The 23,263-nt window shown below is 72.8% G+C and carries 24 protein-coding genes; 7 read left to right on the forward strand and 17 right to left on the reverse strand.

Annotation, left to right across the window (positions count from 1 at the left end):
• Positions 1–14: 14 nt before the first annotated feature.
• The 3 genes from ACZ6C6_RS16440 (at position 15) to ACZ6C6_RS16450 (ending at position 1,107) form a co-directional block, all read left to right on the forward strand.
• Positions 15–101, forward strand: a complete 87-nt coding sequence (locus tag ACZ6C6_RS16440) for a putative leader peptide (protein ID WP_311307652.1) — start codon at positions 15–17, stop codon at positions 99–101.
• A gap of 104 nt (positions 102–205) precedes the next feature.
• Positions 206–721, forward strand: a complete 516-nt coding sequence (locus tag ACZ6C6_RS16445) for a cupin domain-containing protein (protein WP_469203277.1) — start codon at positions 206–208, stop codon at positions 719–721.
• The gene (locus tag ACZ6C6_RS16450; protein ID WP_469203279.1) at positions 718–1,107 is read left to right on the forward strand and encodes a rhodanese-like domain-containing protein; all 390 of its coding nucleotides are present in this window, start codon (positions 718–720) and stop codon (positions 1,105–1,107) included. The genes ACZ6C6_RS16445 and ACZ6C6_RS16450 overlap by 4 nt, the downstream gene beginning before the upstream one ends.
• A gap of 45 nt (positions 1,108–1,152) precedes the next feature.
• Here ACZ6C6_RS16450 and ACZ6C6_RS16455 read toward each other — a convergent pair whose 3' ends face one another.
• Positions 1,153–3,708 (reverse strand): FtsX-like permease family protein, encoded by a 2,556-nt coding sequence (locus tag ACZ6C6_RS16455; RefSeq protein ID WP_469203281.1) that lies wholly within the window; start codon positions 3,706–3,708, stop codon positions 1,153–1,155.
• The gene (locus ACZ6C6_RS16460; protein WP_469203283.1) at positions 3,705–4,301 is read right to left on the reverse strand and encodes an ArsR/SmtB family transcription factor; all 597 of its coding nucleotides are present in this window, start codon (positions 4,299–4,301) and stop codon (positions 3,705–3,707) included. Before ACZ6C6_RS16460 ends, ACZ6C6_RS16455 begins: the two co-directional genes overlap by 4 nt.
• Before the next feature lie 464 nt (positions 4,302–4,765).
• On the opposite strand from ACZ6C6_RS16460, the gene ACZ6C6_RS16465 reads away from it, so the two are divergent.
• Entirely contained in the window at positions 4,766–5,398 is a 633-nt protein-coding gene (locus tag ACZ6C6_RS16465; RefSeq protein WP_469203286.1) for a DUF6197 family protein, read from the forward strand.
• An 11-nt stretch (positions 5,399–5,409) separates the two neighbouring features.
• Here ACZ6C6_RS16465 and recX read toward each other — a convergent pair whose 3' ends face one another.
• The 5 genes from recX to ACZ6C6_RS16490 form a co-directional block, all read right to left on the reverse strand.
• Positions 5,410–6,051 (reverse strand): recombination regulator RecX, encoded by a 642-nt coding sequence (gene recX / locus ACZ6C6_RS16470; RefSeq protein ID WP_469203288.1) that lies wholly within the window; start codon positions 6,049–6,051, stop codon positions 5,410–5,412.
• A gap of 3 nt (positions 6,052–6,054) precedes the next feature.
• Positions 6,055–7,182, reverse strand: a complete 1,128-nt coding sequence (gene recA / locus ACZ6C6_RS16475; protein WP_469203290.1) for a recombinase RecA — start codon at positions 7,180–7,182, stop codon at positions 6,055–6,057.
• Between the two features lie 212 nt (positions 7,183–7,394).
• Positions 7,395–8,153, reverse strand: coding sequence for a hypothetical protein (locus ACZ6C6_RS16480; protein ID WP_469203292.1), 759 nt, complete (start codon positions 8,151–8,153; stop codon positions 7,395–7,397).
• A 76-nt stretch (positions 8,154–8,229) separates the two neighbouring features.
• Entirely contained in the window at positions 8,230–9,438 is a 1,209-nt protein-coding gene (locus tag ACZ6C6_RS16485) for an AI-2E family transporter (RefSeq protein WP_469203354.1), read from the reverse strand.
• A 171-nt stretch (positions 9,439–9,609) separates the two neighbouring features.
• Complete coding sequence (locus ACZ6C6_RS16490; protein WP_469203294.1) at positions 9,610–9,804, reverse strand: DUF3046 domain-containing protein; 195 nt, start codon at positions 9,802–9,804, stop codon at positions 9,610–9,612.
• Between the two features lie 79 nt (positions 9,805–9,883).
• On the opposite strand from ACZ6C6_RS16490, the gene ACZ6C6_RS16495 reads away from it, so the two are divergent.
• Positions 9,884–10,798, forward strand: a complete 915-nt coding sequence (locus ACZ6C6_RS16495) for a hypothetical protein (RefSeq protein WP_469203297.1) — start codon at positions 9,884–9,886, stop codon at positions 10,796–10,798.
• 108 nt (positions 10,799–10,906) lie between these two features.
• On the opposite strand, the gene ACZ6C6_RS16500 is transcribed toward ACZ6C6_RS16495, so the two are convergent.
• Genes ACZ6C6_RS16500 through ACZ6C6_RS16510 form a run of 3 tightly spaced genes read right to left on the reverse strand, consistent with a single transcriptional unit; the run spans position 10,907 to position 12,874 of the window.
• Positions 10,907–11,212 carry an AzlD domain-containing protein gene (locus ACZ6C6_RS16500; protein WP_469203299.1) on the reverse strand — a complete coding sequence of 102 codons (306 nt, stop codon included), beginning with the start codon at positions 11,210–11,212 and terminating at the stop codon, positions 10,907–10,909.
• The gene (locus tag ACZ6C6_RS16505) at positions 11,209–12,000 is read right to left on the reverse strand and encodes an AzlC family ABC transporter permease (protein ID WP_469203301.1); all 792 of its coding nucleotides are present in this window, start codon (positions 11,998–12,000) and stop codon (positions 11,209–11,211) included. Before ACZ6C6_RS16505 ends, ACZ6C6_RS16500 begins: the two co-directional genes overlap by 4 nt.
• A 10-nt stretch (positions 12,001–12,010) precedes the next feature.
• Positions 12,011–12,874, reverse strand: coding sequence for an AraC family transcriptional regulator (locus tag ACZ6C6_RS16510; RefSeq protein ID WP_469203303.1), 864 nt, complete (start codon positions 12,872–12,874; stop codon positions 12,011–12,013).
• Positions 12,875–12,974: 100 nt separating this feature from the next.
• Here ACZ6C6_RS16510 and ACZ6C6_RS16515 point away from each other — a divergent pair, with 100 nt between their 5' ends.
• Both ACZ6C6_RS16515 and ACZ6C6_RS16520 read left to right on the forward strand, forming a co-directional pair.
• Positions 12,975–17,651, forward strand: coding sequence for an Lhr family ATP-dependent helicase (locus ACZ6C6_RS16515; protein ID WP_469203305.1), 4,677 nt, complete (start codon positions 12,975–12,977; stop codon positions 17,649–17,651).
• 97 nt (positions 17,652–17,748) lie between these two features.
• Positions 17,749–18,579, forward strand: a complete 831-nt coding sequence (locus ACZ6C6_RS16520) for a DNA-formamidopyrimidine glycosylase family protein (RefSeq protein ID WP_469203307.1) — start codon at positions 17,749–17,751, stop codon at positions 18,577–18,579.
• A gap of 43 nt (positions 18,580–18,622) precedes the next feature.
• On the opposite strand, the gene ACZ6C6_RS16525 is transcribed toward ACZ6C6_RS16520, so the two are convergent.
• The 7 genes from ACZ6C6_RS16525 to rimO form a co-directional block, all read right to left on the reverse strand.
• Entirely contained in the window at positions 18,623–18,886 is a 264-nt protein-coding gene (locus ACZ6C6_RS16525; RefSeq protein ID WP_469203309.1) for a hypothetical protein, read from the reverse strand.
• Positions 18,887–19,062: 176 nt separating this feature from the next.
• Positions 19,063–19,251 carry a CsbD family protein gene (locus tag ACZ6C6_RS16530; RefSeq protein ID WP_365684629.1) on the reverse strand — a complete coding sequence of 63 codons (189 nt, stop codon included), beginning with the start codon at positions 19,249–19,251 and terminating at the stop codon, positions 19,063–19,065.
• Between the two features lie 47 nt (positions 19,252–19,298).
• Positions 19,299–19,769, reverse strand: coding sequence for a Dps family protein (locus ACZ6C6_RS16535; protein WP_469203311.1), 471 nt, complete (start codon positions 19,767–19,769; stop codon positions 19,299–19,301).
• A gap of 263 nt (positions 19,770–20,032) precedes the next feature.
• Entirely contained in the window at positions 20,033–20,416 is a 384-nt protein-coding gene (locus tag ACZ6C6_RS16540) for a helix-turn-helix domain-containing protein (protein ID WP_018105285.1), read from the reverse strand.
• Positions 20,417–20,525: 109 nt separating this feature from the next.
• Positions 20,526–21,035 (reverse strand): CinA family protein, encoded by a 510-nt coding sequence (locus ACZ6C6_RS16545; RefSeq protein ID WP_018105284.1) that lies wholly within the window; start codon positions 21,033–21,035, stop codon positions 20,526–20,528.
• Complete coding sequence (gene pgsA / locus ACZ6C6_RS16550; protein ID WP_469203314.1) at positions 21,032–21,778, reverse strand: CDP-diacylglycerol--glycerol-3-phosphate 3-phosphatidyltransferase; 747 nt, start codon at positions 21,776–21,778, stop codon at positions 21,032–21,034. Before pgsA ends, ACZ6C6_RS16545 begins: the two co-directional genes overlap by 4 nt.
• Positions 21,775–23,253, reverse strand: coding sequence for a 30S ribosomal protein S12 methylthiotransferase RimO (gene rimO / locus ACZ6C6_RS16555; protein WP_469203316.1), 1,479 nt, complete (start codon positions 23,251–23,253; stop codon positions 21,775–21,777). The genes pgsA and rimO overlap by 4 nt, the downstream gene beginning before the upstream one ends.
• Positions 23,254–23,263 lie beyond the last annotated feature (10 nt).

Here is a 23,263-nt window from a genome sequence, read left to right on the forward strand (position 1 = left end):
GTCTACTCCCGGTCATGACCGACACCGATGTGCGCCTGTGGCGGAGGGTCCATATGGACCTGCTCCGCTACGCGGGCTGCGTGTGTCGCCCGTCCTGCTGAATCGCCCTCACCTGCCTTCGCCGTGCGCTGTGCCGTACGGCGGGGCGTCCTCGCGAACTCTCAGGACGGTCTCCGTGTCTGCCTCTCCCTTCCCCCCTGCCCCCGTGCCCACACGCACATCCGCTCCGGCTCCGACCGCCGCGGAACTGCTCGACTTCGTCCGCCGCACCGCCGCGGACACCGCGCTCGTCGCCTCCCTCCCCCTCGACCCGGAGGGCCGGACCTGGATCCGGCTCGACGGACCCGGTGGCAGCGAGGCCTGGCTGATCGGCTGGCCGCCGGGCACCGGCACCGGCTGGCACGACCACGCCGACTCGGTCGGCGCCTTCCTCACCGCGGCCGGCACGCTCAGGGAGCACTCGCTCGCGGCCCGGCTGCCCACCGACGGCTGGAAGACCCTGGAACTGAACGAGGACATCGACCGCACCCGGGAGCTGACCCCCGGCCGGGGCAGGGCCTTCGGCCGCCACCACGTCCACGAGGTGCTGAACGAGTCCGGCACGGAGCACGCCGTCTCCGTCCACGCGTACTACCCGCCGCTGCCGCGCATCCGCCGCTACAGCCGCACCGGCGCGGTGCTCCGCCTGGAGCAGACCGAGGGACCGGAGGACTGGAATTGAGCGACGAGGCCCTCGGGATCGATGAGCTGCTGGAGCGCGTCAGGGCCGGATACGCACGGCTCGGCCCGCAGGAAGCATGGGCGGCGGCCGCCGAGGGCGCCCTGCTCGTGGACATCCGCTACGCGGAGCTGCGAGAGCGGGACGGGCTCATCCCGGGGGCCCTGGTCATCGAACGCAACGAACTGGAATGGCGGCTGGACCCGCGGGGAAGCCACCGGGTCCCGGAGGCGGTGGACCACGGTCTGCGGGTGGTGGTGATCTGCAACGAGGGTTACGCGTCGAGCCTGGCGGCCGATTCGCTGCACCGGCTCGGCCTGTACCGGGCAACGGACCTGGTGGGCGGCTTCCAGGCGTGGCGCGCGGCGGGCCTTCCGGTCGAGACGTGAGACGAGGGGGCGGCCCGCCCGGGCCGCCCCCTCATGCCCCCCTCGTCACCGGCCCGCGGCCACCTCCACCGGGCGGGTCCGGAGCGCGAACCGGCCGGGCAGTGCCGTCGCGGCCAGGGCCAGCAGCGCGGCGGTGCCGACCACTGCCCCGTACACCAGGGGCAGCACACCGGGCGCCGCGCTCCCCGTCATGCCGATGCTGAACGCGGTCAGTACGGCGAGCGCGATACCGGTGCCGAGGGCCGTGGAGATCACCAGGACCGACAGCGTCTCGGTACGGAGCATCCGCAGCACCTGGCGGCGTGTGGCGCCCGCGAGGCGCAGGAGGGCGAACTCCCTGAACCGTTCCGACACCGACATGGCCAGCGTGTTGACGACGGCGATGGCCGTGAAGGCGAGAACCAGCCCCATGGCGAGGAGGTTGACCTCGGCGTTCTCCTGCCCCCGGTCGGCCTGGAGTCGGTCGGCCACCGCCGGGGTGACGACCTCGACGCCGGGGAACTTCCGCACGGCGGCGGTCAGTTCGCCCCCGGACGCCTCCCCGGCCACCAGCACCGTCGCGGCGAGCGGGTTGTCCATGTGCCGTGCGACCAGCTCGTGCGGCAGGGTGAGGTCCCCGAAGCCGAGGCCCCGCCGGTAGACGGCGGCGACGGTGAGGGTGGCGGGGGTGCCGTCCCCGAGGTGCAGGGCGAGTTCGCTGCCGACGTGCAGCCCGAGCCGCTCGGCGGCGAGTTCGCTGATCGCGGCGGTCCGCCCGTTGGCGGCGAACGCGGCGAGGGAACCGCTCGTCACGCCGGGGTCCCAGGTGCGGGTGAGCCCAGGACCGGTGACGCCCTGTGCGGCGTACTTCTCCAGACCCACGCGCACGGTGGTCCGTACGACCTCCGTGGCGGCAGTGACCCCGGGCGTCGCGCGGACCGCCTCGGTGGCCGCCGACGGCACGCCCGGCCCCTGCGCTCCGAGCACCCAGGTGGCGCGGATGCCCTCCCTGGCCTGGGCGCGCGCGGCGTCGCCGACGGTCGGCTGGAGGAAGAGGACGGTGCACGTCATGCCGATGAGCAGGGTGAGCGGGGTGACGACGGAGGCCATCCGGGTGGAGTTTCCCCGGACGTTCGCGGTGGCCAGCGCGCTCATCGGCCCGGTCCGCCGGAGCACGCCCGCCAGCAGGAAGGCAGCCGCCCGTACGAGGAGGGGCCCAAGCAGCGAGAGGGCCGTGGCCAGCACGACTACGGCCAGGAAGGTCACGGGGGTCGAGGCGGCCTCGGTGCGCAGCACGCTCAGGACACCGACCAGCGCACCGCCGCCGGCGAGGAGGAGCAGCCCCGCGAGGAGGCGGCCCCGCGCCGGGCGGCCGCGCTCGACCGCGGACTCGGCCATGGCCTCGGCCGGACGGAGACCGGCGATCCGGCGGCCGGAGATCCGGGCGGCGGCCCAGGCACCGAGCAGGGTGACCGCGACGGCGGCCAGTGCGGGGAGGACTCCGGCCGTACGTTCCAGCGTCGGCGGGATCACTCCCATGCCGGTGAACCGGCCGTGCAGCCAGGCGGCGAGCGGCAGTCCGGCGAGCGCGCCCAGGATTCCGGCGAGGGCCCCGACGACCAGGGCCTCCCGGCCGAGCAGCCTGCGGACCTGCCGCGAGGTGGCGGCGATGGTACGGAGCAGGGCCAGCTCGCGGTGGCGCTGCTGGATGGAGAGGGCGAACGTCCCGACGACGACGAGCACCGCGACCAGCAGCGAGGTGCCGCCCATGGCCCCGCCCATCGAGACCAGCTTGACGCGGGCCCCCGCCGCGTCGAGGAATTCGACCGGTCCGCGTCCGTCACCCGTCGCCACCTGGGCGGTGGTGCCCTTGAGTGCGGCGGTGACCCGCTCCTTCAGCGTGCCGGTGTCCGTGCCCGGCTCGGGCAGGACGCCGATCGCGCTGACCCGGCCCGCACGGTCCGCGAGCCGTCGGGCCTCCGCGGTGGAGAAGAACAGCGAGCGCTGCTGCCGGAGTTCGCCCCGCCCCCGGGGCGAGGCGATGCCGCTGACCCGGTACGTGCGCGGGGCGCGGGTCGACTGCACGGTGATCCGGTCGCCGGTCGCGAGGCCCGCGCGTGCGGCGAGGGTCCGGTCGATCACCACGTCGTCGGCGGACGCCGGGGCCCGGCCGGCGGTGAGCGCGAAGGGGGTCAGCGGGGCGGACGACCAGGCGTGCCCGTGGAAGGGGACGTCGTCGTCCGCTGCCCGGGCGGGGAGCCCCAGCGGCTGGGCGAGGAAGGTGAGTTCGGGGACGACCGCGCGGACGCCCGGCAGCCGGCGCAGCCGGTCAGCGGTCGCGGCGGGAAGCCAGGCCCGTTCGGCGACGGGCTTCGCCTTGTGCTTGATCTTCGTCTTGCCGTTGCCCTTGTGCTTCACGGTCGTGCGGTGGACGTTCTGGTCGGCCGAGACGATCAGCGCGGTAGCCGCGTACCGCTCGGTCGCGATCCGGCCGCGCAGGCCGGTCTCCAGCAGGGTGCCGCAGGCGGTGACAAGTGCGGCGGCACACATGAGGGCGAGGAACGCCCCGAGGAATCCCGCCTTGCGGTGCCGGATCGTCCGCAGGGCATAGCGCAGCATCATGAGGCATCCGTCTCTGATCGATCGAGGTCCGGAAAGGCGAGCAGGCGGGTGTGGACCGTCCGCGCGCCAGGTGCGGTGTCGGCGCCGGGGCGCCTGTAGCGGTTCATCAGGGCGATGTACTCCTCGAAGAACGCGCGGAGTTCGGGGAGGGTGAGGCTCAGCGCGCCCCGCGAGTAGGCGAAGGCGTCCGCCCACTCGTCCGGCGCGTCCGCGCTCTCGCGCTGGAGCCGTTCGAAGAGGGCGAGGTCGGCCGCGTACGCGTGACGGTTCAGCTCCTCGATGACGAGGCGCAGTTCGGGCGTCCGCCGGGACGGTGCCGGGAAGCGCCGGTCCCCGGGAACGGCCCGCCACCACCGGCCCCGGCGCCCGTCCGGCTGCTGCGGCGCGGTGTCCGCCACGAACCCGTAGCGGGCCAGTTCACGCAGGTGATAGCTGGTCGCCCCGGTGTTCAGCCCCAGCGCGCGGGCGAGGATCGCGGAGGTCGCGGGGCCGTGCAGGGTGAGGTGCTGAAGAATCTGCTGGCGCCGCGGCTGGGCAAGCGCTTTGAGGGCGGCCAACTCCGTGATCTCGGTACCACCGGGCTTCTCTGGCATGTGTCACACACTGCTCTGTGCACAGATACCTGTGCACTGGAGCATCCCGGCGTCTCCGTAGGGGGGTTGTCCCCCCTGGGCTTACGGCTCCGGGGGCGGGGGCGCGCGGCCTCGCGGAGATCGGGGTGGGCCCTCACCGCCAGACCCGGACCGGCTCCGCGCGGCGGGGCGGCGGCGGTGCGGCTCGCCGGGGCGCGGGGCCGGGAGGAGCGGGGCGCCGCCGGGCGGGCACCGGCGCTTCGTCGGGCCCGGGTGCGGTACTCCTCGTCGCCCCACGCGGGCGGGCCCGTCCGTGGGCCACCACCGGAATGCCCCCGTGACACACCCGTTTGGCGTCGCTCGGGTGGAGCGGCCCGGGAGGGGGACGGACATTCGGCTCACGGCGGGTGCGGCCACTCCGGCTGCCCGTCTGCCGGAACGCCGTCAGGGCGCCGGTACGCCGCTACGACGGGGAGCACGCACCGATGCCGACCACCGCCCTCACCCCCGACGAACTCGATGCCCAGGCCGCACGCCTCCATGACACGGACGCCTGGCGGCAGATCGTCACCGGCTGGGACCTGACCGCCCCGGTGCCCTCCCCGGGTCCCGTGAGCACCGCCCCGCCCGCGCCGGCCCCCGCTGACGACTGGCGCGCCCTGCTCTCCGTACCGGTGGAACGGCTGATCGCCGACAGCGTCCGGGCACTTCCCCCCGCCGCACCGGGCGAGCGTCCGCTTCCCGGGCGCATCGGTGCGATCCTGCCCGACCGTCTCCACGCGTGGCGGCGCGTCGGGCAGCCCGATGTGCGGCCGTCCGTCCATCTCGCCCACGCCAGGCGGATCCTGACCGAGTGGGGCTGGCAGAACACCCCGTACCGGCTCCGCAACATGCGGGGCGCCCGCTGCGTCTGCGGTGCCATGCTGACCGCGCACCGTCTGGGCTACGGCTCGGCGGAGACGGTCGACCGCGCCGGGGCGTGGCTCATCGCGGAGCTTCGCTCCCAGGGCTGGACCGGGCTGATCGGTCCCTGGAACCGCTACCCGGGGCGCACTGCCGAGGACGCCCTCGCGCTGGTCGACGCCACCATCAGCCGCGCGGCCCGCGCCGGCCAGTAGTGGCAGACGGCTCAGAAGGGCTCGTCCAGCCCTTCCGTGTCCTCCCCCTCCTCCTCCAGCGCCCGGCGCACCACGCGCAGGGCCATCCCCTCGCCGTATCCCTTGCGGGCGAGCATGCCCGCGAGGCGGCGCAGGCGTTTGTCGCGGTCCAGTCCCCGGGTGGACCGGAGCTTGCGGGCGACGAGCTCGCGCGCCGTCTCCTCCTCCTGCTCGGAGTCGAGCTGCCCCACGGCTTCATCGATCACGGCGGCGTCCACCCCCTTGGTCCGCAGCTCACGGACCAGCGCCCGGCGAGCGAGCCCTCGGCCGTGGTGCCGGGACTCCACCCAGGCGTCGGCGAAGGCGGCGTCATCGATCAGCCCGACGTCCTCGAAGCGGGACAGCACCTCTTCGGCCGCCTCGTCCGGGATCTCCCGCTTGCGGAGAGCGTCCGCGAGCTGCTTGCGGGTGCGCGGTGTGCCGGTGAGCAGGCGCAGGCAGATGTTGCGGGCCTGCTCGACCGGGTCGCGCGGTTCCCCCTTCTCGGCCCTCGACGAGGAGGGGGAACCGCTGTCACTGGACCGGGAGCGGGAACGCCGTCCCGCTCCCTCACCGGATCCGGAGGCCGCGCCGGGGTCGACGGCGCCGGCCGGCCACTCAGTACGACGCGTCACGGATCAGCTCTTGGCCGCGGCCGCCTTGGCCGGCTTGGTCTTGCCGGCCGCCGCCGTCGCCGCCGGCTTCGCCGCGGCCTCGGCCGGAGCCGCCGCGCCCGCCGCGTCCGCACCGGACTCCGCGGCGTCCTCGGGCCGGACCCCGACGCCCAGCTTCACCAGGATCTTCTTCTCGATCTCGTTGGCGAGGTCGGGGTTGTCCTTGAGGAAGTTGCGCGCGTTCTCCTTGCCCTGGCCGAGCTGGTCGCCCTCGTACGTGTACCAGGCACCGGCCTTGCGGACGAAGCCGTGCTCCACGCCCATGTCGATCAGGCCGCCCTCGCGGCTGATGCCCTGGCCGTAGAGGATGTCGAACTCCGCCTGCTTGAAGGGCGGCGCGACCTTGTTCTTGACGATCTTGACGCGGGTGCGATTGCCGACCGCGTCGGTGCCGTCCTTGAGCGTCTCGATCCGGCGGATGTCGAGACGCACCGAGGCGTAGAACTTGAGCGCCCGGCCCCCGGTGGTGGTCTCCGGCGAGCCGAACATCACACCGATCTTCTCGCGGAGCTGGTTGATGAAGATCGCGGTGGTCTTGGACTGGTTGAGCGCGCTGGTGATCTTCCGGAGCGCCTGGCTCATCAGGCGGGCCTGGAGACCCACGTGCGAGTCACCCATCTCGCCCTCGATCTCCGCGCGCGGCACCAGGGCCGCGACGGAGTCGATGACGATGAGGTCGAGGGCGCCCGAGCGGACCAGCATGTCCACGATCTCAAGAGCCTGCTCACCGTTGTCCGGCTGGGACAGGATGAGGTTGTCGATGTCGACGCCGAGCTTCTTCGCGTACTCCGGGTCGAGGGCGTGCTCCGCGTCGATGAAGGCCACCGAGCCGCCGAGCTTCTGCGCGTTCGCCACGGCGTGCAGCGTCAGCGTCGTCTTACCGGAGGACTCCGGTCCGTACACCTCCACCACACGGCCGCGCGGCAGACCGCCGACGCCCAGCGCGACGTCGAGCGCGGTGGACCCGGTGGGAATCACCTCGATGGGCTCGTTCGGCCGCTCGCCGAGGCGCATCACCGCGCCCTTGCCGAATTGCCGTTCAATCTGTGCGAGTGCGGCGTCCAGCGCCTTCTCGCGGTCGGTTCCTGCCATGGGTTCCACCCGATTTGCTTGAGTCGATCGCTTCACGTCAAAGACGCTAACCCCTGCCACTGACAATGGGCCTCGACGTCCTCCCGGCCTGTGGAAAACTCCGCGGTCGGGCCCGGGAAAACCCGGCCGGAATCCCATGAGAATGGATGTTCGATTTTAGTGTCAAGCGCACCACGCCGCCCCCGCACGCATGGGCCGGAGGGGCGGAGCGGTCAGCTCCGGGGCCGGGCGCGCGGGCTGTAGGCCAGCCTGAACTGGGGGAAGCGTTCCCTTCCGGGGTCCAGCAGATCGATCAGCGCGATCAGCTGGACCTGGAGATCCGTAAGGCGGCCGACGGCCTGGGCGGTGTCGGCCGCCAGCCTGTCCACGTCCGCCAGCAGATCGGTGAACCACGCGGCGAACTCCTGGTCGTGTTCCAGCTTCGAGCAGAACTCCGCGTAGCCCAGGCAGCGGCGCCGGCCCGGCTCGCTGTCGGGGTGGACCATGAGCTCGCCGACGGCCCGCTGCTGGGCGTGGAACAGACGGAGTTCATTGCTCACTGTGTCGATCCTGGACAAGCTCGAACCGATCCGGGAGATCTGCGTCATGACCTGTGCGTTGACGCGGCTCCGGCCCAGCTCCAGGAACTGGATGTCACGCCGCAGGATCTCCACCCAGCCCAGGTACTCGGCCAGCACGAACACCGTGCTGTGGCGGACGAAGCCGGCCTCGCGCGGGGTCCCCCGAGTGAGGAAGCTCGTCAGGAAACCGTCGCCGCGCGCGGGATCCTGATCGGTGTCATGGCCCTGCAGGATGTTGAACAGCCGCCTCTGCAGATCGAACGCGGCCCACGCCAGGGAAGCCCCGTACCGGTCCATGTAGTCGCGCTGCTCCCGGGACCGCAGGCGGCGCTGCTGCCAGTAGCTGAAGAGCGCGGCCGCCGCCGCACCGCAGACGGCCACGGCCGCCGATGCCAGGGACAGCCACTCCATGTTCCCCCCAGGGTCGGCACGACATCCCGCGCCTCAGCGTACGGGCCGCCCGGCCCGCTCCGGCGGGAGGAGCACTTCAGGTGGGGCCCGGCCCGGAAGGCCCCTCCGGCCGCTCCGGTTCCTCCGGCTCGCCGCCGTCCGGCCGCCCGTCCACATCCCGGCCGTCCTCGCCCGCGAAAGCGGTACGCATCCGTCTCAGGCGCGTCCACAAGGGCTCGCCGCGCACGCCGGGGCGGCTGCCGTGGACGCGCGGGTCGTCCGTGACGTCGTAGCGCTTCACGTACGCCCCGAGGAACGCCTGCAGCGTGGCCACGGCCGGGATGGCGATCAGCGCGCCGACGGCGCCCATGAGTGCCGTGCCCGCGATGACCGAGCCGAACGCCACGGCGGGGTGGATGTCCACCGTCTTCGCGGTGAGCTTGGGCTGGAGCATGTAGTTCTCGAACTGCTGGTACACCACGACGAAGCCGAGGACCCAGAGCGCGTACCACGGGTCGACGGTGAAGGCGATCAGCATCGGCAGGGCGCCCGCGAGATAGGTGCCGATCGTGGGGATGAACTGCGAGACGAGCCCGACCCAGACCGCGAGCGCCGGTGCGTACGGCACGCCGAGGGCGGCGAGCAGGATGTAGTGCGCGATGCCGGAGATCAGCGCCATCAGGCCGCGCGAGTAGAGGTAGCCGCCGGTCTTGTCGACGGCGATCTCCCAGGCCCGCAGCACCTCGGCCTGGCGGGCCGGGGGCAGCACGGAGCACAGCCCGCGGCGCAGCCGGGGGCCGTCCGCCGCGAAGTAGAAGGAGAACAGGAAGATCGTCAGCAGGCGGAAGAGGCCTCCGAGGACGGTCGCCGAGACGTCGAGCACGCCGGTCGCGCTGTTCTGTACGTACTTCTGCAGCCAGTCGGAGTGCAGCAGGCTGTCCTGGACCTCGACGCGGGAGAGCTCCGTGTGGAAGGTCTGGTTGACCCAGTTGATCACCGAGTCGAGGTAGTCCGGGAAGTCCTCCACCATGTCCACGATCTGGCCCGCGAGCATCGAGCCGAGCAGGAAGACGAAGCCGGCCCCCGCGATCATCACACCGAGGAAGACCAGGAAGGTGGCGAGACCCCGGCGCATGCCGCGGGCGGACATCCGGCTCACGGCGGGTTCGATGGCGAGCGCCAGGAAGAAGGCGATCAGCACATTGATCAGCAGGCCGATGAGCTGGTCGAACGCCCAGCTGCCGAGCCGGAAGCAGGCGTAGAGCGCGAGGGCGAGGACCATGGCACGCGGCAGCCAGGCGGGCATGCGGGCGGGCCCGCCGCCGGACGGCGGGACCGGTGGCGCGGCCGGTGGGACGGGCGGCGTGCGCGGCGGCTGGATCTGAGCGGTCTCGTCTGTGGGTGCCACGGAGCAAGTCTCGCCTATGTGGGTGACAGTCCCTCGCGCACCCCGGAAGGCGGCCTTCCCGCCCCGGAGTCAGCGCCTGTCGGCGGGGATGTCCATCGCCGCGCAGACCGCGCGCCAGACGTCCTTCGTCTCCCAGCCGGCCGCGAGCGCCTCATGGACCGTACGTCCGCCCAGCTCCGCCATCACGTGGTCGCGTGCGAAGGAGTCCGCGTAGGCCGCGCCGAAGTGGTCCGCCATCCGTTCCCAGAAAATCGTCAACCGCATGCGTTCAGTATCCCGCTCCTGAGAGTGCAGCCGGGCCGCATAGGCCCTGCTCGGGGGGCCGAAGCCCTACGGTCGGTCCATGGCTGCAACTGGAACAAATCCCCTCGACCGTGCCGAGCGGTTCATCTGGCTCACGGCCCGTGTCCTCGAACAGCGGCGGTTCGCCCATCAGTATCTGGAGGGAAGCGCGGAGGCGGTGGAAACAGCGCTCACCGCGTATGCCAACGAGGACGGAGGTTACGGCCACGCACTCGAACCCGATCTGCGGGGCCCGGTCAGTCAGCCCCTGCACACCGCGCACGCGCTCAGCGTCCTCGACTCCATCGGCCGGTGCGGCGGTCTGCGGGTGGAGCGGATCTGCCGGTACCTGACGGAGGTGTCCACCAAGGAGGGCGCCCTGCCCGCGCTGCTGCCCTCCCAGCGCAACTATCCGGCGGCCCCCTTCATCCCGATCGTGGACGACCCGCCGGCCGAACTGCTGGCCACCGGGCCCGTCGTCGGGCTGCTGCATCGCAACGAGGTCTGGCACGCCTGGCTCTTCCGTGCGACGGACTTCTGCTGGTCGGCCGTGGACACCCTGGAGGTGTCGCATCCGTACGAGATCGAGGCGGCGGTCGCCTTTCTCGACGGGGTGCCGGACCGGCAACGGGCGGAGGCCGCCGCCGAACGGCTGGGGCGGCTGGTGCGCGACCAGCGGCTCGCCGTACTCGATCCGGACCGGCGCGCCGAGTACCCGGTGGCCCCCGGGTACGCACCGGGCGAGCAGCACTTCCCGTACGACTACGCCCGTACACCCGCGTCGCTCGCCCGGCGGTGGTTCTCCGACACCGAGATGGAGCGGTCGCTGGACCATCTCGCCGCCGCACAGGAACCGGACGGCGGCTGGCCGGTGACCTGGCGGCAGTGGGCACCCGGGACTGCACTGGAGGGACGCCCCCTGGTCACCCTCAGGGCGCTGGAAACGCTGCGGGCGCATGGCCGCGTCCTGACGTGAAGGGGCGGCACGGCGGGGACAGGCGCTCCGGTAAGGGGCACGCTCCAGGAGGCATGCCCCTTACGCTCCAGGCGGCACACCGCTGGCCTTCCCGGGGCCGACCAGCGCCTAGCCCAGCGCGCGCACCCCTGCCGTGACGACCACCGCAGCGGCCACGACCACCAGGAACGGGGCGCGCAGGACAAGGGCGAGCGCCGCGGCGGCGAGGCCCGCGCCCCTGGCGTCCAGGGCCAGGTGCGGTCCGTCTCCGAAGGTCTGCTGGGCGGTGAGCGCGGCCAGCAGGGCCACCGGGAGCAGGGCGGCCAGGCGTTGCACCAGCGGCCGTTCCAGGGCCCCGGCGGGCACCAGGAGGCCGACGAGTTTGGCCAGGTAGCAGCCGACGCAGGTCAGCGCGATGGCGATCCAGACGTTCACCGGCCGCCCTCCGCCCGGGTCGCACCGGTGTCCTCGGGCCCGCCCGTGCCGCCACCCCTGGCGCGCCCCACCAGGAACAGGACGACGGGCGCGGCCAGCGCGGCCAGCAGCACAGGCACCCCGGCCGGCAGCACCGGCAGGAGGCCGAGGGCGAGCAGCACGGCGAGCGCCGCCGTCACGCGCTCCGTCGTGGACTTCAGCATCGGTGCGAGCAGCGCGAGGAAGACGGCCGGGCCGGCCGCGTCGAGCCCCCAGGCGTCGGTGTCGCCGAGCGCCTCGGCGCCCATGGCGCCCACCAGGGTGGTCAGGTTCCACAGCACGTAGAGGGTGAGCCCGGTGACGGTGAAGCCGAGCCGGGCTGCCCGCCGGGTGGGCTGGGGCAGCGTCACGGCGGTCGTCTCGTCGATGACCCATTGGGCGGCGAGCGGACGCAGGGCGCGCGGCAGGGCGAGGAGCTGGGAGAGCCGCAGTCCGTAGAAGGCGTTGCGTACGCCGAGGAAGAAGGCCCCGGCGGCCGCGGTGTACGGGTTGCCGCCCGCGGCGAGTGCGCCGACCAGGGCGAACTGGGACGCGCCGGTGAAGACGAGCAGGCTGAGCGCGCACGTCTGGAGCAGGCTCAGGCCGGAGCCCGCCGAGGTGACGCCGAAGGCGAAGCCGGAGAGGCCGACGGCTATGCCGACGCCGAGCGCGTCGCGTACGACGGCCGAGTCCGGCTTGGTCCCGGCCGCAAGTGTGCTGCCGTCCGCCGGGTCGGCGGTGGTGCAGGGGGGTGCTGTCTGTTTCGCCACGTTCAGCACGCTACCCGGGGCGTTCCGGGCCGGTCTTGTACGTTCTTGCACGTTCGCGCTGGTAGGCGCCGGGGGTCACTCCCACGATCCGGGTGAAGTGACGGTTGAGATGCGGCTGGTCGGTGAAGCCGACTTCCGTCGCCGCGACCGAGGGGGCCGTGCCCGCGTCGAGCATCCGGCGCGCACGCCGTACCCGGGCGTCGGTGAGCCAGGTGTGCGGGGGCATGCCGTACTGCTTCTTGAAGGCGCGCAGCAGCGCGAACGGGCTCGTGCCCAGCTCGGCGGCCAGCGCCTCCAGGGTCGGCGGTTCGGCCATCCGGGATTCCAGGAGGGCCCGGGCGCGCGCCGCGTCGCGGGCGCCGGCGGCGCGGGGGGCCGAGGCGGGAAGGGCGGTGCCGTGCCGGGCGAGCAGGCGGGCGACGACGACCCGCAGCACACTGTCGGCGGCCAGGGCGTTGCCCTCCTCGGCCGCCCGGTGGACCTCGGCTATCAGCCGGGCCGCGTACGGATCGGCCACCCCGGTCTCGGCGAAGCCGACGGTGCCGCGCAGGCGCGTCGTATCGGCGGCGATGTCGTTGATCACCTGCGCGGACGGGTAGAGCGTGTCGTACGCCCAGCCTTCGGGGACACCGGCACGGGCGCTGTGCGGCACCTCCGGGTTGATCATGACCACGGTCCCCGGCCCCGCGTGCAGGGTTCCCGAAGGCGTTCCGATGTCCTCGACGCCGTGGCTCACCGTGGCGACGACATAGCCCTCGTGGCTGTGGCGCGGGAAGGTGTGCCGGATGTAGCGGGCCCGCAGCAGGTCCAGGTCGGGCAGCGCCGCGTAACTCCAGTGCCGTGCCCACTCCCCCGGTTGCTGTGCTCCTGCCATGGTGGGATTCTCCCAGCTCGCGGGCGGACCGGCCGCCGGTCCCGCGGCCCGCCCGGTGGTTGCGGGGCCGTTGTCAGTGGCGGGGTGCACGATGGGGGACATGACCGGCTCCGCACTCGATTCCTTCTCCCCCGCGACCCGCAGTTGGTTCACGGGGGCGTTCAGCGCGCCGACCGCCGCGCAGGAGGGCGCCTGGCGGGCGATCGGCGAGGGATCGGACGTGCTGGTCGTCGCGCCGACCGGCTCGGGCAAGACGCTTGCCGCCTTCCTCGCCGCCCTGGACCGGCTGGCGGCCGTCCCTCCTCCGGCGGAGGCGAAGAAGCGCTGCCGCGTGCTGTACGTGTCGCCGCTCAAGGCGCTCGCGGTCGACGTCGAGCGCAATCTGCGCTCACCCCTGACCGGCATCCGCCAGGAGTCGGTGCGCCAGGGGCTGCCGGAGCCCGAGGTCCGGGTGGGCATCCGGTCGGGCGACACCCCGGCCGCCGAGCGCCGCTCGATGGCGACCCGCCCGCCGGACATCCTGATCACGACGCCCGAGTCGCTGTTCCTGATGCTGACCTCCTCGGCCCGCGAGGCCCTGTCCGGCATCGAGACGGTGATCCTGGACGAGGTCCACGCGGTCGCGGGCACCAAGCGCGGCGCCCATCTCTCCGTATCGCTGGAGCGCCTGGACGAGCTCCTACCGCGGCCGGCCCGGCGCATCGGCCTGTCGGCCACCGTCCGGCCGGTGGACGAGGTGGCGCGCTTCCTGTCGCCCCGCCGCAAGGTGGAGATCGTCCAACCGCTGTCCAGCAAGCAGTTCGACCTGTCGGTGGTGGTGCCCGTCGAGGACCTGGGCGAGCTGGGCGGCTCCCCCGCCACCGACGACACCTCGGGGCAGGCCGAGAAGCCGTCGATCTGGCCGCATGTGGAGGAGCGGATCGCCGATCTCGTCCAGGCGCACCGCTCCACGATCGTCTTCGCCAACTCCCGGCGCCTCGCGGAGCGCCTGTGCAACCGGCTCAACGAGATCGCGTACGAGAGAGCCACCGGCGAGACCATGCCGGAGGCCCACTCCCCCGCCGAGATCATGGCGGAGTCCGGCGCGGCCAAGGGCGCCCCCGCCCTGCTCGCCCGAGCCCACCACGGATCGGTCTCCAAGGAACAGCGGGCCCAGGTCGAGGAGGACCTGAAGGCGGGCAGGCTGCCCGCGGTGGTCGCCACCTCCAGCCTGGAGCTGGGCATCGACATGGGCGCGGTCGACCTGGTGATCCAGGTCGAGTCGCCGCCCTCGGTCGCCTCCGGCCTCCAGCGGGTCGGCCGCGCCGGCCACCAGGTGGGCGCGGTCTCCACCGGTGTCGTCTTCCCGAAGTACCGCGGGGACCTGGTGCAGGCGGCCGTGGTCACCGAACGGATGCGGACGGGCTCGATCGAGGCACTGCGCGTCCCGTCCAATCCGCTGGACGTGCTGGCCCAGCAGCTGGTCGCGATGGTCGCGCTGGACAGCTGGCAGGTGGACGACCTGCTCACGGTGGTCCGCCGGGCCGCCCCCTTCGCCTCGCTGCCCGAGTCGGCGTTCACCGCCGTCCTCGACATGCTCGCGGGCCGCTATCCGTCCGACGCCTTCGCGGAGCTGCGGCCCCGCGTCGTCTGGGACCGCGTCGCCGGTACGGTCACGGGCCGGCCCGGTGCGCAGCGCCTCGCCGTCACTTCGGGCGGGACGATCCCGGACCGGGGCCTCTTCGGGGTCTTCCTCGCCGGAGCGGACCCCAAGAAGGGCGGCGGCCGGGTCGGTGAGCTGGACGAGGAGATGGTCTACGAGTCCCGGGTCGGCGACGTCTTCACGCTGGGCACGACGTCCTGGCGGATCGAGGACATCACCCGGGACCGGGTCCTGGTCTCCCCCGCGCCCGGGGTGCCCGGGCGGCTGCCGTTCTGGAAGGGCGACCAGCTGGGCCGCCCGCTGGAGCTGGGCCGCGCCCTGGGGGCCTTCCTGCGCGAGCTCGGCGGGCTCTCCCCCGAGGACGCCCGGGACCGCCTGCTCTCCGCGGGGCTGGACACCTGGGCCGTCGACAACGTCCTGGCGTATCTGGACGAGCAGCGCCGGGCCTGCGGTCATGTCCCGGACGACCGGACCATCCTGGTGGAGCGCTTCCGGGACGAGCTGGGCGACTGGCGGGTCGTCGTGCACTCCCCGTTCGGCGCGCAGGTGCACGCCCCGTGGGCGCTGGCGCTGAGCGCCCGGCTCGCCGAGCGGTACGGGATGGACGCCCAGGTCATGCATGCCGACGACGGCATCGTGCTGCGGCTGCCCGACGCCGACATGATGGGCCTGGACCTCCTGGACTTCGACCCGGCGCAGGAGCCGTCCCAAGAGCCCGGGCAGGGCGCATCCGCACCGCTCGCCCCGGCCAACACCGCCTTCGACAGCGACCAGCCCCCGGTCGGCGCGGCCGATGTGGCCTTCGACAAGGGCGAGATCGCGCAGATCGTCACCGACCAGGTCGGCGGCTCCGCCCTGTTCGCCTCGCGGTTCCGCGAGTGCGCCGCCAGGGCGCTCCTGCTCCCCCGCCGCAGCCCCGGCAAGCGCACCCCGCTCTGGCAGCAGCGCCAGCGGGCGGCGCAGCTCCTCCAGGTGGCCTCCGAGTTCGGCTCCTTCCCCATCGTTCTGGAAGCGGTCCGCGAATGCCTCCAGGACGTCTTCGACGTCCCGGGGCTCACGGAGGTGATGGGCGACCTGGAGGCCCGGCGCATCCGCCTGGTCGAAGTCACCACCCCGGAGCCCTCCCCGTTCGCCCGCTCCCTCCTCTTCGGCTACGTCGCCCAGTTCCTGTACGAGGGCGACTCGCCGCTCGCCGAACGGCGCGCCGCCGCGCTCTCCCTGGACTCCCGGCTCCTCGCCGAGCTGCTGGGCAGGGCGGAGCTGCGCGAACTGCTCGACGCCGATGTGCTGACCGAGCTGGAGCGGGAGCTCCAGTGGCTGGCGGACGACCGCCGGGTCAAGGACGCCGAGGGCGTCGCGGATCTGCTGCGGGTGCTCGGCCCCCTCACCGACGAGGAGCTGGCCGAGCGCGGGGCCCGGCCCGGCTGGGCGGAGGAGCTGGAGTCCGCCCGCCGCGCCATCCGCGTCCGGATCGCCGGGGCGGCCCACTGGGCGGCGATCGAGGACGCGGGCCGGCTGCGCGACGCCCTGGGCACGGCGCTCCCGGTCGGCGTGCCCGAAGCGTTCACCGAGCCGGTGAAGGACCCCCTCGGCGACCTCCTCGCCAGGTACGCCCGTACGCACGGCCCGTTCACCTCCACCGCCGCGGCGGACCGGTTCGGCCTCGGCACGGCCGTCACCGACGGGGCGCTGCAACGGCTGGCGGCGTCGGGCCGCATCGTCCAGGGCGAGTTCCACCCCGCCGGCATCGGCCAGGAGTGGTGCGACGCCACGGTGCTGCGACGGCTGCGGCGGCGTTCGCTGGCCGCCCTCCGCCATGAGCTGGAGCCGGTCCCGCCCGCCGCCCTGGCCGGGTTCCTGCCGCAATGGCAGCATCTCGGCGGCAACAGCCTGCGCGGCATCGACGGGCTGGCCCGGGCCGTCGAGCAGCTTCAGGGGGCGCCCGTCCCCGCCTCCGCGCTGGAACGGCTCGTCCTGCCCGGCCGGGTCACCGGCTACACCCCCGCGCTCCTGGACGAGCTGACCACCACCGGCGAGGTCGTCTGGGCCGGTGCGGGCGCCCTGCCCGGCAAGGACGGCTGGATCTCCCTCTACCTCGCCGACAGCGCGCCCCTGCTCCTCCCCCCGCCGCGCCCCCTGGAGCTCAGCGCGCTGCACGAGTCCGTGCTGACCGCGCTCGGCGGCGGCTACGGCTTGTTCTTCCGCCAGATCGCCGACCAGGTCCGCGCCACCACCCACCCCGACTGCACCGATCCGCAACTGGCGGACGCGCTGTGGGACCTCGCCTGGTCCGGCCGCCTGACCAACGACACCCTCGCGCCGCTGCGCTCTCTCCTGGGCTCGGGCCGCACGGCCGGCTCGACCGCCCACCGCGCCCGGCGGAATGTCCCGCGCGGCCGTTACGGCACCCTCACCGCTGCCGCCCGCCCCGCCTCACGCACCGGGCCGCCCACGGTCTCGGGCCGCTGGTCCCTGCTGCCGGCCCTGGAACGCGAGCCCACGCACCGCGCGCACGCCCTGGCGCGCACGCTGCTCGACCGCCACGGGGTGGTGACCCGGGGCGCGGTGCAGGCCGAGGGCGTCGAGGGCGGCTTCTCGGCGGCGTACCGGGTGCTGTCGGCCTTCGAGGACAACGGGCAGGCGCGCCGGGGGTACGTCGTGGAGGGGCTGGGGGCCGCCCAGTTCGCGATGGACGGCGCGGTCGACCGGCTCCGCGCGGTGTCCACGGCCCGGGACCGTACGGAGCCGGGCGCCGCCCCCCGCGCCCTCGTCCTCGCGGCGGCCGACCCGGCCAACGCGTACGGCGCTGCCCTGCCGTGGCCGGAGCCGCCGGACGGGGCCGGGCACAAGCCTGGCCGCAAGGCGGGCTCCCTCGTGGTCCTGGTCGACGGTGAGCTGACGCTGTACATGGAGCGCGGCGGCAAGACGCTGCTGGCCTGGCCGACCGATCCGGACGACCCCGCGCTGCGGGCGGCGGCCGGCGCACTGGCCTCGGCCGCCCGCGCCGGAGCCCTCGGCACCGTGACCGTCGAGCGCACCAACGGCGCATCGTCCCTGACCTCGCCCCTGGGGCGCACGCTGGAGGCGGCCGGCTTCCTCGCCACCCCGAGGGGCCTGCGCCTGCGCGCGACGTAGCCCCGGACCCGGCGGACGGGTACGGGGGGACGGGCACCCCGGCCCGTGTCCCACGCATCTCCGCCTCGCGCACCCCCCGCCCACGCATCATGGAGGCATGCCCGAAGGAGACACCGTCCTGCAGACCGCCGCGCGGCTGCACCACGCGCTGGCCGGACAGGTCCTCACCACGTCCGACCTCCGCGTCCCCCGGTTCGCCACCGCCGACCTCACGGGCCGGGCGGTGCTCGACGTGACCGCCCGTGGCAAGCACCTGCTGACCCGGATCGAGGGCGGTCTCACCCTGCACAGCCACCTCCGGATGGACGGCGCCTGGCGGATCTACAGCCCGGGTGAGCGCTGGCGCGGCGGCCCCGCCCACCAGATCCGCGCTGTCCTGGGCAACGCCGCCCACACCGCCGTGGGCTACCGCCTCCCGGTTCTGGAGCTCATGCGCACCCAGGACGAGGAGCAGGCGGTCGGCCACCTCGGCCCCGATCTGCTCGGACCGGACTGGGACGCCGACACGGCTCTGCGGAATCTCCTGAGCGACCCCGCCCGCCCGCTCGGCGAAGCCCTGCTCGACCAGCGCAATCTGGCCGGCATCGGGAACATCTACAAGGCGGAGCTCTGCTTCCTGGCCCGGGCCACCCCCTGGCTCCCCATCGGCGAGCTGCCCACCCGGACGGCCGCCCTGCTGGTCAGCACGGCGCACCAGCTCCTCGACGCCAACCGCGACCGCCCGAACCGCGTCACGACGGCCGGGGGCCGTTCCCGCACCGTCACGAGCGCCGCCGCCCGCGCGCGCAGGCCGAGCGAAAACCTCTGGGTCTACGGCCGGACGCACCGCCCCTGCCTGCGCTGCGGAACCCCGATCAGGGCGGCCGAGCAGGACGACCGTCCCGCCTACTGGTGTCCCGGCTGCCAGACCGGCCCGGGGCCCACCTGACGTGCCCCGCCGCTCCGCGCGGCCGGAGCGGGTGGCCCGGCACCTACCTGACCACCCACCGCCGCCATACGTCCGCCCGCCTCCGGGCCCATGCCGTACCGCGCCGCAGCAGCCCCGTACCCGCGTCGAAGATGCCGAGGGGCCTGGCCGTGGCGGCCACGTGCACCGGCAGGAGGCTGAGGCCCCAGCCACCCGCTGCCACCGCTCCCTCGACCACCCCAGCGTGCGCCGGGGCCAGCATCAGCCGCAGCACGGCCCACCACCACACGCCGCAGAGAACGAGCGCCGGCACCCACCGCCGTACCATGGCTGCCTCCTCCGGCTTGATCCAAACGAAGGACCCTAGTCGCGCCCGTTCCGCCGGGGCGAGAGCGCACCGTTGCACCCCCGGCGCGCACGGGACCGGCCGCACAACCCCGCCCCGCACCGGCCCTTCTCAGCGCGGAGCCCCCACCGGGCGGGTGGGGGCTCGCCGAGGGCGGGTCAGTCCTTGTCGTTCTTGAGGGAGTCCTTGACGCCGTCCGCCCGGTCGCGGGCGCCGTCCATGGCGTCCTTGGCCTTGCCCTTGGTCTGGTCCGCCTTGCCCTCGGCCTCCTTGCGACGGTCGCCGGTCATCTTGCCCATGGCTTCCTTCGCCTTGCCGGTGACCTTGTCCTTAGCGCCTTCGTTCATGATGCTCGTACCTCCGTTGGAGAAATCCGGTGAGTGGCGGCGTGCGTTCAGGCGCTTTCGGCCTGGAACATCCACGCGTGCTTCTCAAGGTCGGCGGTCAGCGTGATCAGGATGTCCTGGCTGACCGGATCCGGCGTTTCGGTCACCTCGATGCGCTCGCGCATCCGCCCGATCACCACGCCGAGGGCGTCGACCAGGGTCTTCACCGCGTCCACGTCCTTGATCCAGCCCTCGGCCACGGAGGCGATGGCTGTGCTCCTGGCGATCGTCGCTGATCGGCCGTCCGGGTTGACGCCGATGGCGGACGCCCGCTCGGCGACCGTGTCGGAGTGCTGGCGAGCGGTGTCCACGACGTCGTCGAGCTGGAGGTGCACGGACCTGAACCGCGGCCCGACCACGTTCCAGTGGACCTGCTTGGCCACCAGAGAAAGGTCGAGGAGATCCACCAGAGCGCCCTGCAGGGCCTCTCCGACGGTCTTGAGGTCGGTCTCGGACAGTGGGCTCTTCACCACAGACATGCACGTCTCCGATCTGGAATCCGTTCCGTTCAGCACCACCCACGATGGCACAAACGAAGCAAAACGGTCATTCGAGGAATTCTCCGATGGGTGCGCTCAGCACCTTCGGGACGGTTCCTCGGTCTCTCATCCACGCACCTGCCCCCCATCGCCCCACTGACACGCGTATCACGCACCAAACCGCACGCAGGCACGCAAAAGCCCCGGCCATCCCCCGCGAAAAGGGAAGAACCGGGGCTCCGGCTTCACACCGAACCGATCGGTCAGGCGGCGACTACGTCCACCGCTTCCGCGGGTGCCTTGATGGTCACCCGCCCCGTCGGTACACCCGCCACCGAGGTAACGGAGACGGAGTTGAGCATGGGGCGCACCGGTACAGGTACCGGATCGCTGGCCGCTGCCGACTCGGCCAATTCGGCCAGGGACAGCTCATCGCTCACTTCACGCATGAGCTCGGACATCCGTACGTCAAGCGCGTCGCAAATGGCGGAGAGCAGTTCGGAGGATGCCTCCTTCTGCCCCCGCTCCACCTCGGAGAGATAGCCGAGCGAAACTCGGGCGGACGAGGAGACTTCGCGCAGAGTACGGCCTTGGCGCTGGCGCTGCCGACGCAGCACGTCACCCAGCAGGCGACGGAGCAGAATCATCGGTGGCTCCCTCCTCGGACCGCGTAGCCGCATCCTTCTCGCCCCACCGTACCGCTTAGCGCTGCGGCCGTGCGGGGAGCGATGTCGTGTTCACTCAGGGCTGCAAACATCAATTCCCCCCGTTCTCTTCCGTATCCTGTGCGCTCGCATTCTCGTGGAGTTCGCCTGAGAGCAGGTCGAGCGCGCTCCGTACGCTCTTCTTACGGATGTCCGCCCGGTCGCCGTTCAACCGCAGCGCGGACACTTTCTCGGTGCCGTCCGGGCCGCTGACCGCGACGAAGACCGTTCCGACTGGCCGGCCGTCCTGTGGTTCGGGGCCGGCGACGCCGGTGGTCGCCACTCCCCAGTCTGCGCCCAGAGCGCGCCGTACGCCTGTCGCCATCTGACGGGCGACGTCCGCGTCGACCGCTCCGCGCTCCGCCAGAAGACCGGCGTCCACCCCCAGGACTTCACTCTTGAGGGGGGTTGCGTAGGCCGTCACCGAGCCCCTGAACGCTTGGGAGGCACCCGGTACGGACGTCAGTTCGGCCGCGACCAGGCCGCCGGTCAGCGACTCCGCGACGGCGAGGGTTTCCCCCCGCTCGACGAGCAGCCGCAGCACCCGGCCCGCCGCAGTCACCGCTCGGCCTCCGCCGGCCCCCGAGCCCCCGCAACCGCGCCGGGCTCCGCGGACGCGGCCCCGGGCGCTTCCCCGGCCTGAGGCTCTTCCTCGGCCGCCCGCTCCGCCGCGAGGCCCTGGCGCCGCAGCACGACGGCCTGTCGGACGTAGTCGAGGCCGGTGACGACCGTCAACACGACGGCCACCGCCATCACCCAGAAGCGCAGCGTTGCCAGGGGACCGGTCAGCGCCAGGACGTACATCCCGACGGCCGTCCCCTGCGCCAGCGTCTTCATCTTGCCGCCGCGACTGGCCGGAATGACCCCGTGCCGGATCACCCAGAACCGCATCAGCGTGATGCCCAGCTCACGGAAGAGGATCACACCCGTGACCCACCAGGGCAGGTCGCCCAGGTACGACAGGCAGATGAGCGCCGCGCCCATGATCGCCTTGTCGGCGATCGGATCGGCGATCTTCCCGAAGTCGGTGACCAGGTTGTACGTGCGCGCCAGATGCCCGTCGAACAGGTCGGTGATCATGGCGATGGCGAAGGCGGCCCAGGCGAAGGAGCGCCAGGCCGGGTCGTATCCGCCGTTGTGGAGCAACAGCACCACGAAGCCGGGGACGAGCACGAGCCGGGCCATCGTCAGGAGGTTGGCGATGTTCCACAGACTGGCCTGATTGACCGCAGTGGCGCCCAGCTTTCCGCCGCGGACCGGCGTCGCGCCGGAACCGCCTGCCGCGGATGCCGGGGCTCCGGTCATCTGGCTACCTCCACAAGCTCACTGCACTCGGCGATCAGGTCCACGCCTTCGGTGCCCACGACCTTTGCCTCGACCATACGGCCCGGGACCAGGCCCTCGCGTGTGGTGAAGAGCACCTGGCCATCGGTTTCGGGTGCCTGGTGCGCGGCGCGGCCATAGGCGCGCGGCTCGTCCTCGGTGGGCTCGACGGACTCGACCAGCACCTGGAGCGTTTCACCCATGCGCTCCTCGGCGCGCTGCGAGGTCAGTTCCTCGGCGAGCTGGGAGATGTGCGCGAGGCGCTCCGCGATGACGTCGGCGTCGAGCTTGTTGTCGTAGCCGACCGCCTCGGTGCCCTCCTCGTCGGAGTAGCCGAAGACGCCGATGGCGTCGAGACGGGCACCCGTGAGGAACCGTTCCAGCTCCGCGAGGTCGTCCTCGGTCTCGCCGGGGAAGCCCACGATGAAGTTGGACCGGGCTCCGGCCTGCGGCGCCTTGCCCCGGATCGTGTCCAGCAGCTCCAGGAAGCGGTCCGTGTCGCCGAAGCGGCGCATCGCCCGCAGCACGCCGGGCGCGGAGTGCTGGAAGGACAGGTCGAAGTAGGGCGCGACCTTCGGCGTCGAGGTGAGGACGTCGATCAGGCCGGGCCGCATCTCGGCGGGCTGGAGGTAGCTGACGCGGATGCGCTCGATCCCGTCGACGTCCGCGAGCTCGGGCAGCAGGGTCTCCAGAAGACGGATGTCACCCAGGTCCTTGCCGTACGAGGTGTTGTTCTCGGAGACCAGCATGACCTCCTTCACGCCCTGCTCGGCCAGCCAGCGGGTCTCGCCCAGCACGTCCGAGGGACGGCGCGAGATGAACGAGCCGCGGAAGGACGGGATGGCGCAGAAGGAGCAGCGCCGGTCGCAGCCGGAGGCCAGCTTGACCGAGGCGACGGGGCTGGTGCCCAGCCGGCGGCGCAGGGGCGCGCGCGGCCCGGAGACCGGGGCGACGCCCTCCGGCAGGTCGGCGGGGGCCGGGGCGATCTCCTGCGCGTGGCCGGGCAGGGACACGGCGGCGTCCTGCCGCTCCGCGGGGCTGATCGGCAGCAGCTTGCGGCGGTCGCGGGGCGTGTGGGAGGCGTGGACGCCGCCGCTGAGGATGGTCTGGAGGCGGTCGGAGATGTCGGCGTAGTCATCGAAGCCGAGGACACCGTCCGCTTCCGGCAGGGCCTCGGCGAGGTCCTTGCCGTAGCGCTCGGCCATGCAGCCGACGGCGACGACGGCCTGGGTGCGGCCGTGGTCCTTCAGATCGTTTGCTTCGAGGAGGGCGTCGACGGAGTCCTTCTTGGCGGCCTCCACGAACCCACAGGTGTTGACGACGGCGACATCGGCATCGGAGGCATCCTCGACGAGCTCCCAGCCGTCCGCTGCCAGGCGGCCTGCGAGCTCCTCCGAGTCCACCTCGTTACGGGCGCAGCCAAGAGTGACAAGGGCGACGGTACGGCGTTCGGGCATGGACTCAAGA

This window comes from Streptomyces sp. NPDC041814 (assembly GCF_055590565.1).

What these genes read in the sequence shown, in the direction of transcription:
- ACZ6C6_RS16440 (WP_311307652.1), top strand. Translation starts at nt 15, where the DNA reads ATGACCGACACCGATGTGCGCCTGTGGCGGAGGGTCCATATGGACCTG.
- ACZ6C6_RS16455 (WP_469203281.1), bottom strand. Translation starts at nt 3,708, where the DNA reads ATGATGCTGCGCTATGCCCTGCGGACGATCCGGCACCGCAAGGCGGGA.
- ACZ6C6_RS16460 (WP_469203283.1), bottom strand. Translation starts at nt 4,301, where the DNA reads ATGCCAGAGAAGCCCGGTGGTACCGAGATCACGGAGTTGGCCGCCCTC.
- ACZ6C6_RS16465 (WP_469203286.1), top strand. Translation starts at nt 4,766, where the DNA reads ATGCCGACCACCGCCCTCACCCCCGACGAACTCGATGCCCAGGCCGCA.
- recA (WP_469203290.1), bottom strand. Translation starts at nt 7,182, where the DNA reads ATGGCAGGAACCGACCGCGAGAAGGCGCTGGACGCCGCACTCGCACAG.
- ACZ6C6_RS16480 (WP_469203292.1), bottom strand. Translation starts at nt 8,153, where the DNA reads ATGGAGTGGCTGTCCCTGGCATCGGCGGCCGTGGCCGTCTGCGGTGCG.
- ACZ6C6_RS16485 (WP_469203354.1), bottom strand. Translation starts at nt 9,438, where the DNA reads ATGCCCGCCTGGCTGCCGCGTGCCATGGTCCTCGCCCTCGCGCTCTAC.
- ACZ6C6_RS16490 (WP_469203294.1), bottom strand. Translation starts at nt 9,804, where the DNA reads ATGCGGTTGACGATTTTCTGGGAACGGATGGCGGACCACTTCGGCGCG.
- ACZ6C6_RS16495 (WP_469203297.1), top strand. Translation starts at nt 9,884, where the DNA reads ATGGCTGCAACTGGAACAAATCCCCTCGACCGTGCCGAGCGGTTCATC.
- ACZ6C6_RS16510 (WP_469203303.1), bottom strand. Translation starts at nt 12,874, where the DNA reads ATGGCAGGAGCACAGCAACCGGGGGAGTGGGCACGGCACTGGAGTTAC.
- ACZ6C6_RS16515 (WP_469203305.1), top strand. Translation starts at nt 12,975, where the DNA reads ATGACCGGCTCCGCACTCGATTCCTTCTCCCCCGCGACCCGCAGTTGG.
- ACZ6C6_RS16520 (WP_469203307.1), top strand. Translation starts at nt 17,749, where the DNA reads ATGCCCGAAGGAGACACCGTCCTGCAGACCGCCGCGCGGCTGCACCAC.
- ACZ6C6_RS16525 (WP_469203309.1), bottom strand. Translation starts at nt 18,886, where the DNA reads ATGGTACGGCGGTGGGTGCCGGCGCTCGTTCTCTGCGGCGTGTGGTGG.
- ACZ6C6_RS16530 (WP_365684629.1), bottom strand. Translation starts at nt 19,251, where the DNA reads ATGAACGAAGGCGCTAAGGACAAGGTCACCGGCAAGGCGAAGGAAGCC.
- ACZ6C6_RS16535 (WP_469203311.1), bottom strand. Translation starts at nt 19,769, where the DNA reads ATGTCTGTGGTGAAGAGCCCACTGTCCGAGACCGACCTCAAGACCGTC.
- ACZ6C6_RS16540 (WP_018105285.1), bottom strand. Translation starts at nt 20,416, where the DNA reads ATGATTCTGCTCCGTCGCCTGCTGGGTGACGTGCTGCGTCGGCAGCGC.
- pgsA (WP_469203314.1), bottom strand. Translation starts at nt 21,778, where the DNA reads ATGACCGGAGCCCCGGCATCCGCGGCAGGCGGTTCCGGCGCGACGCCG.
- rimO (WP_469203316.1), bottom strand. Translation starts at nt 23,253, where the DNA reads ATGCCCGAACGCCGTACCGTCGCCCTTGTCACTCTTGGCTGCGCCCGT.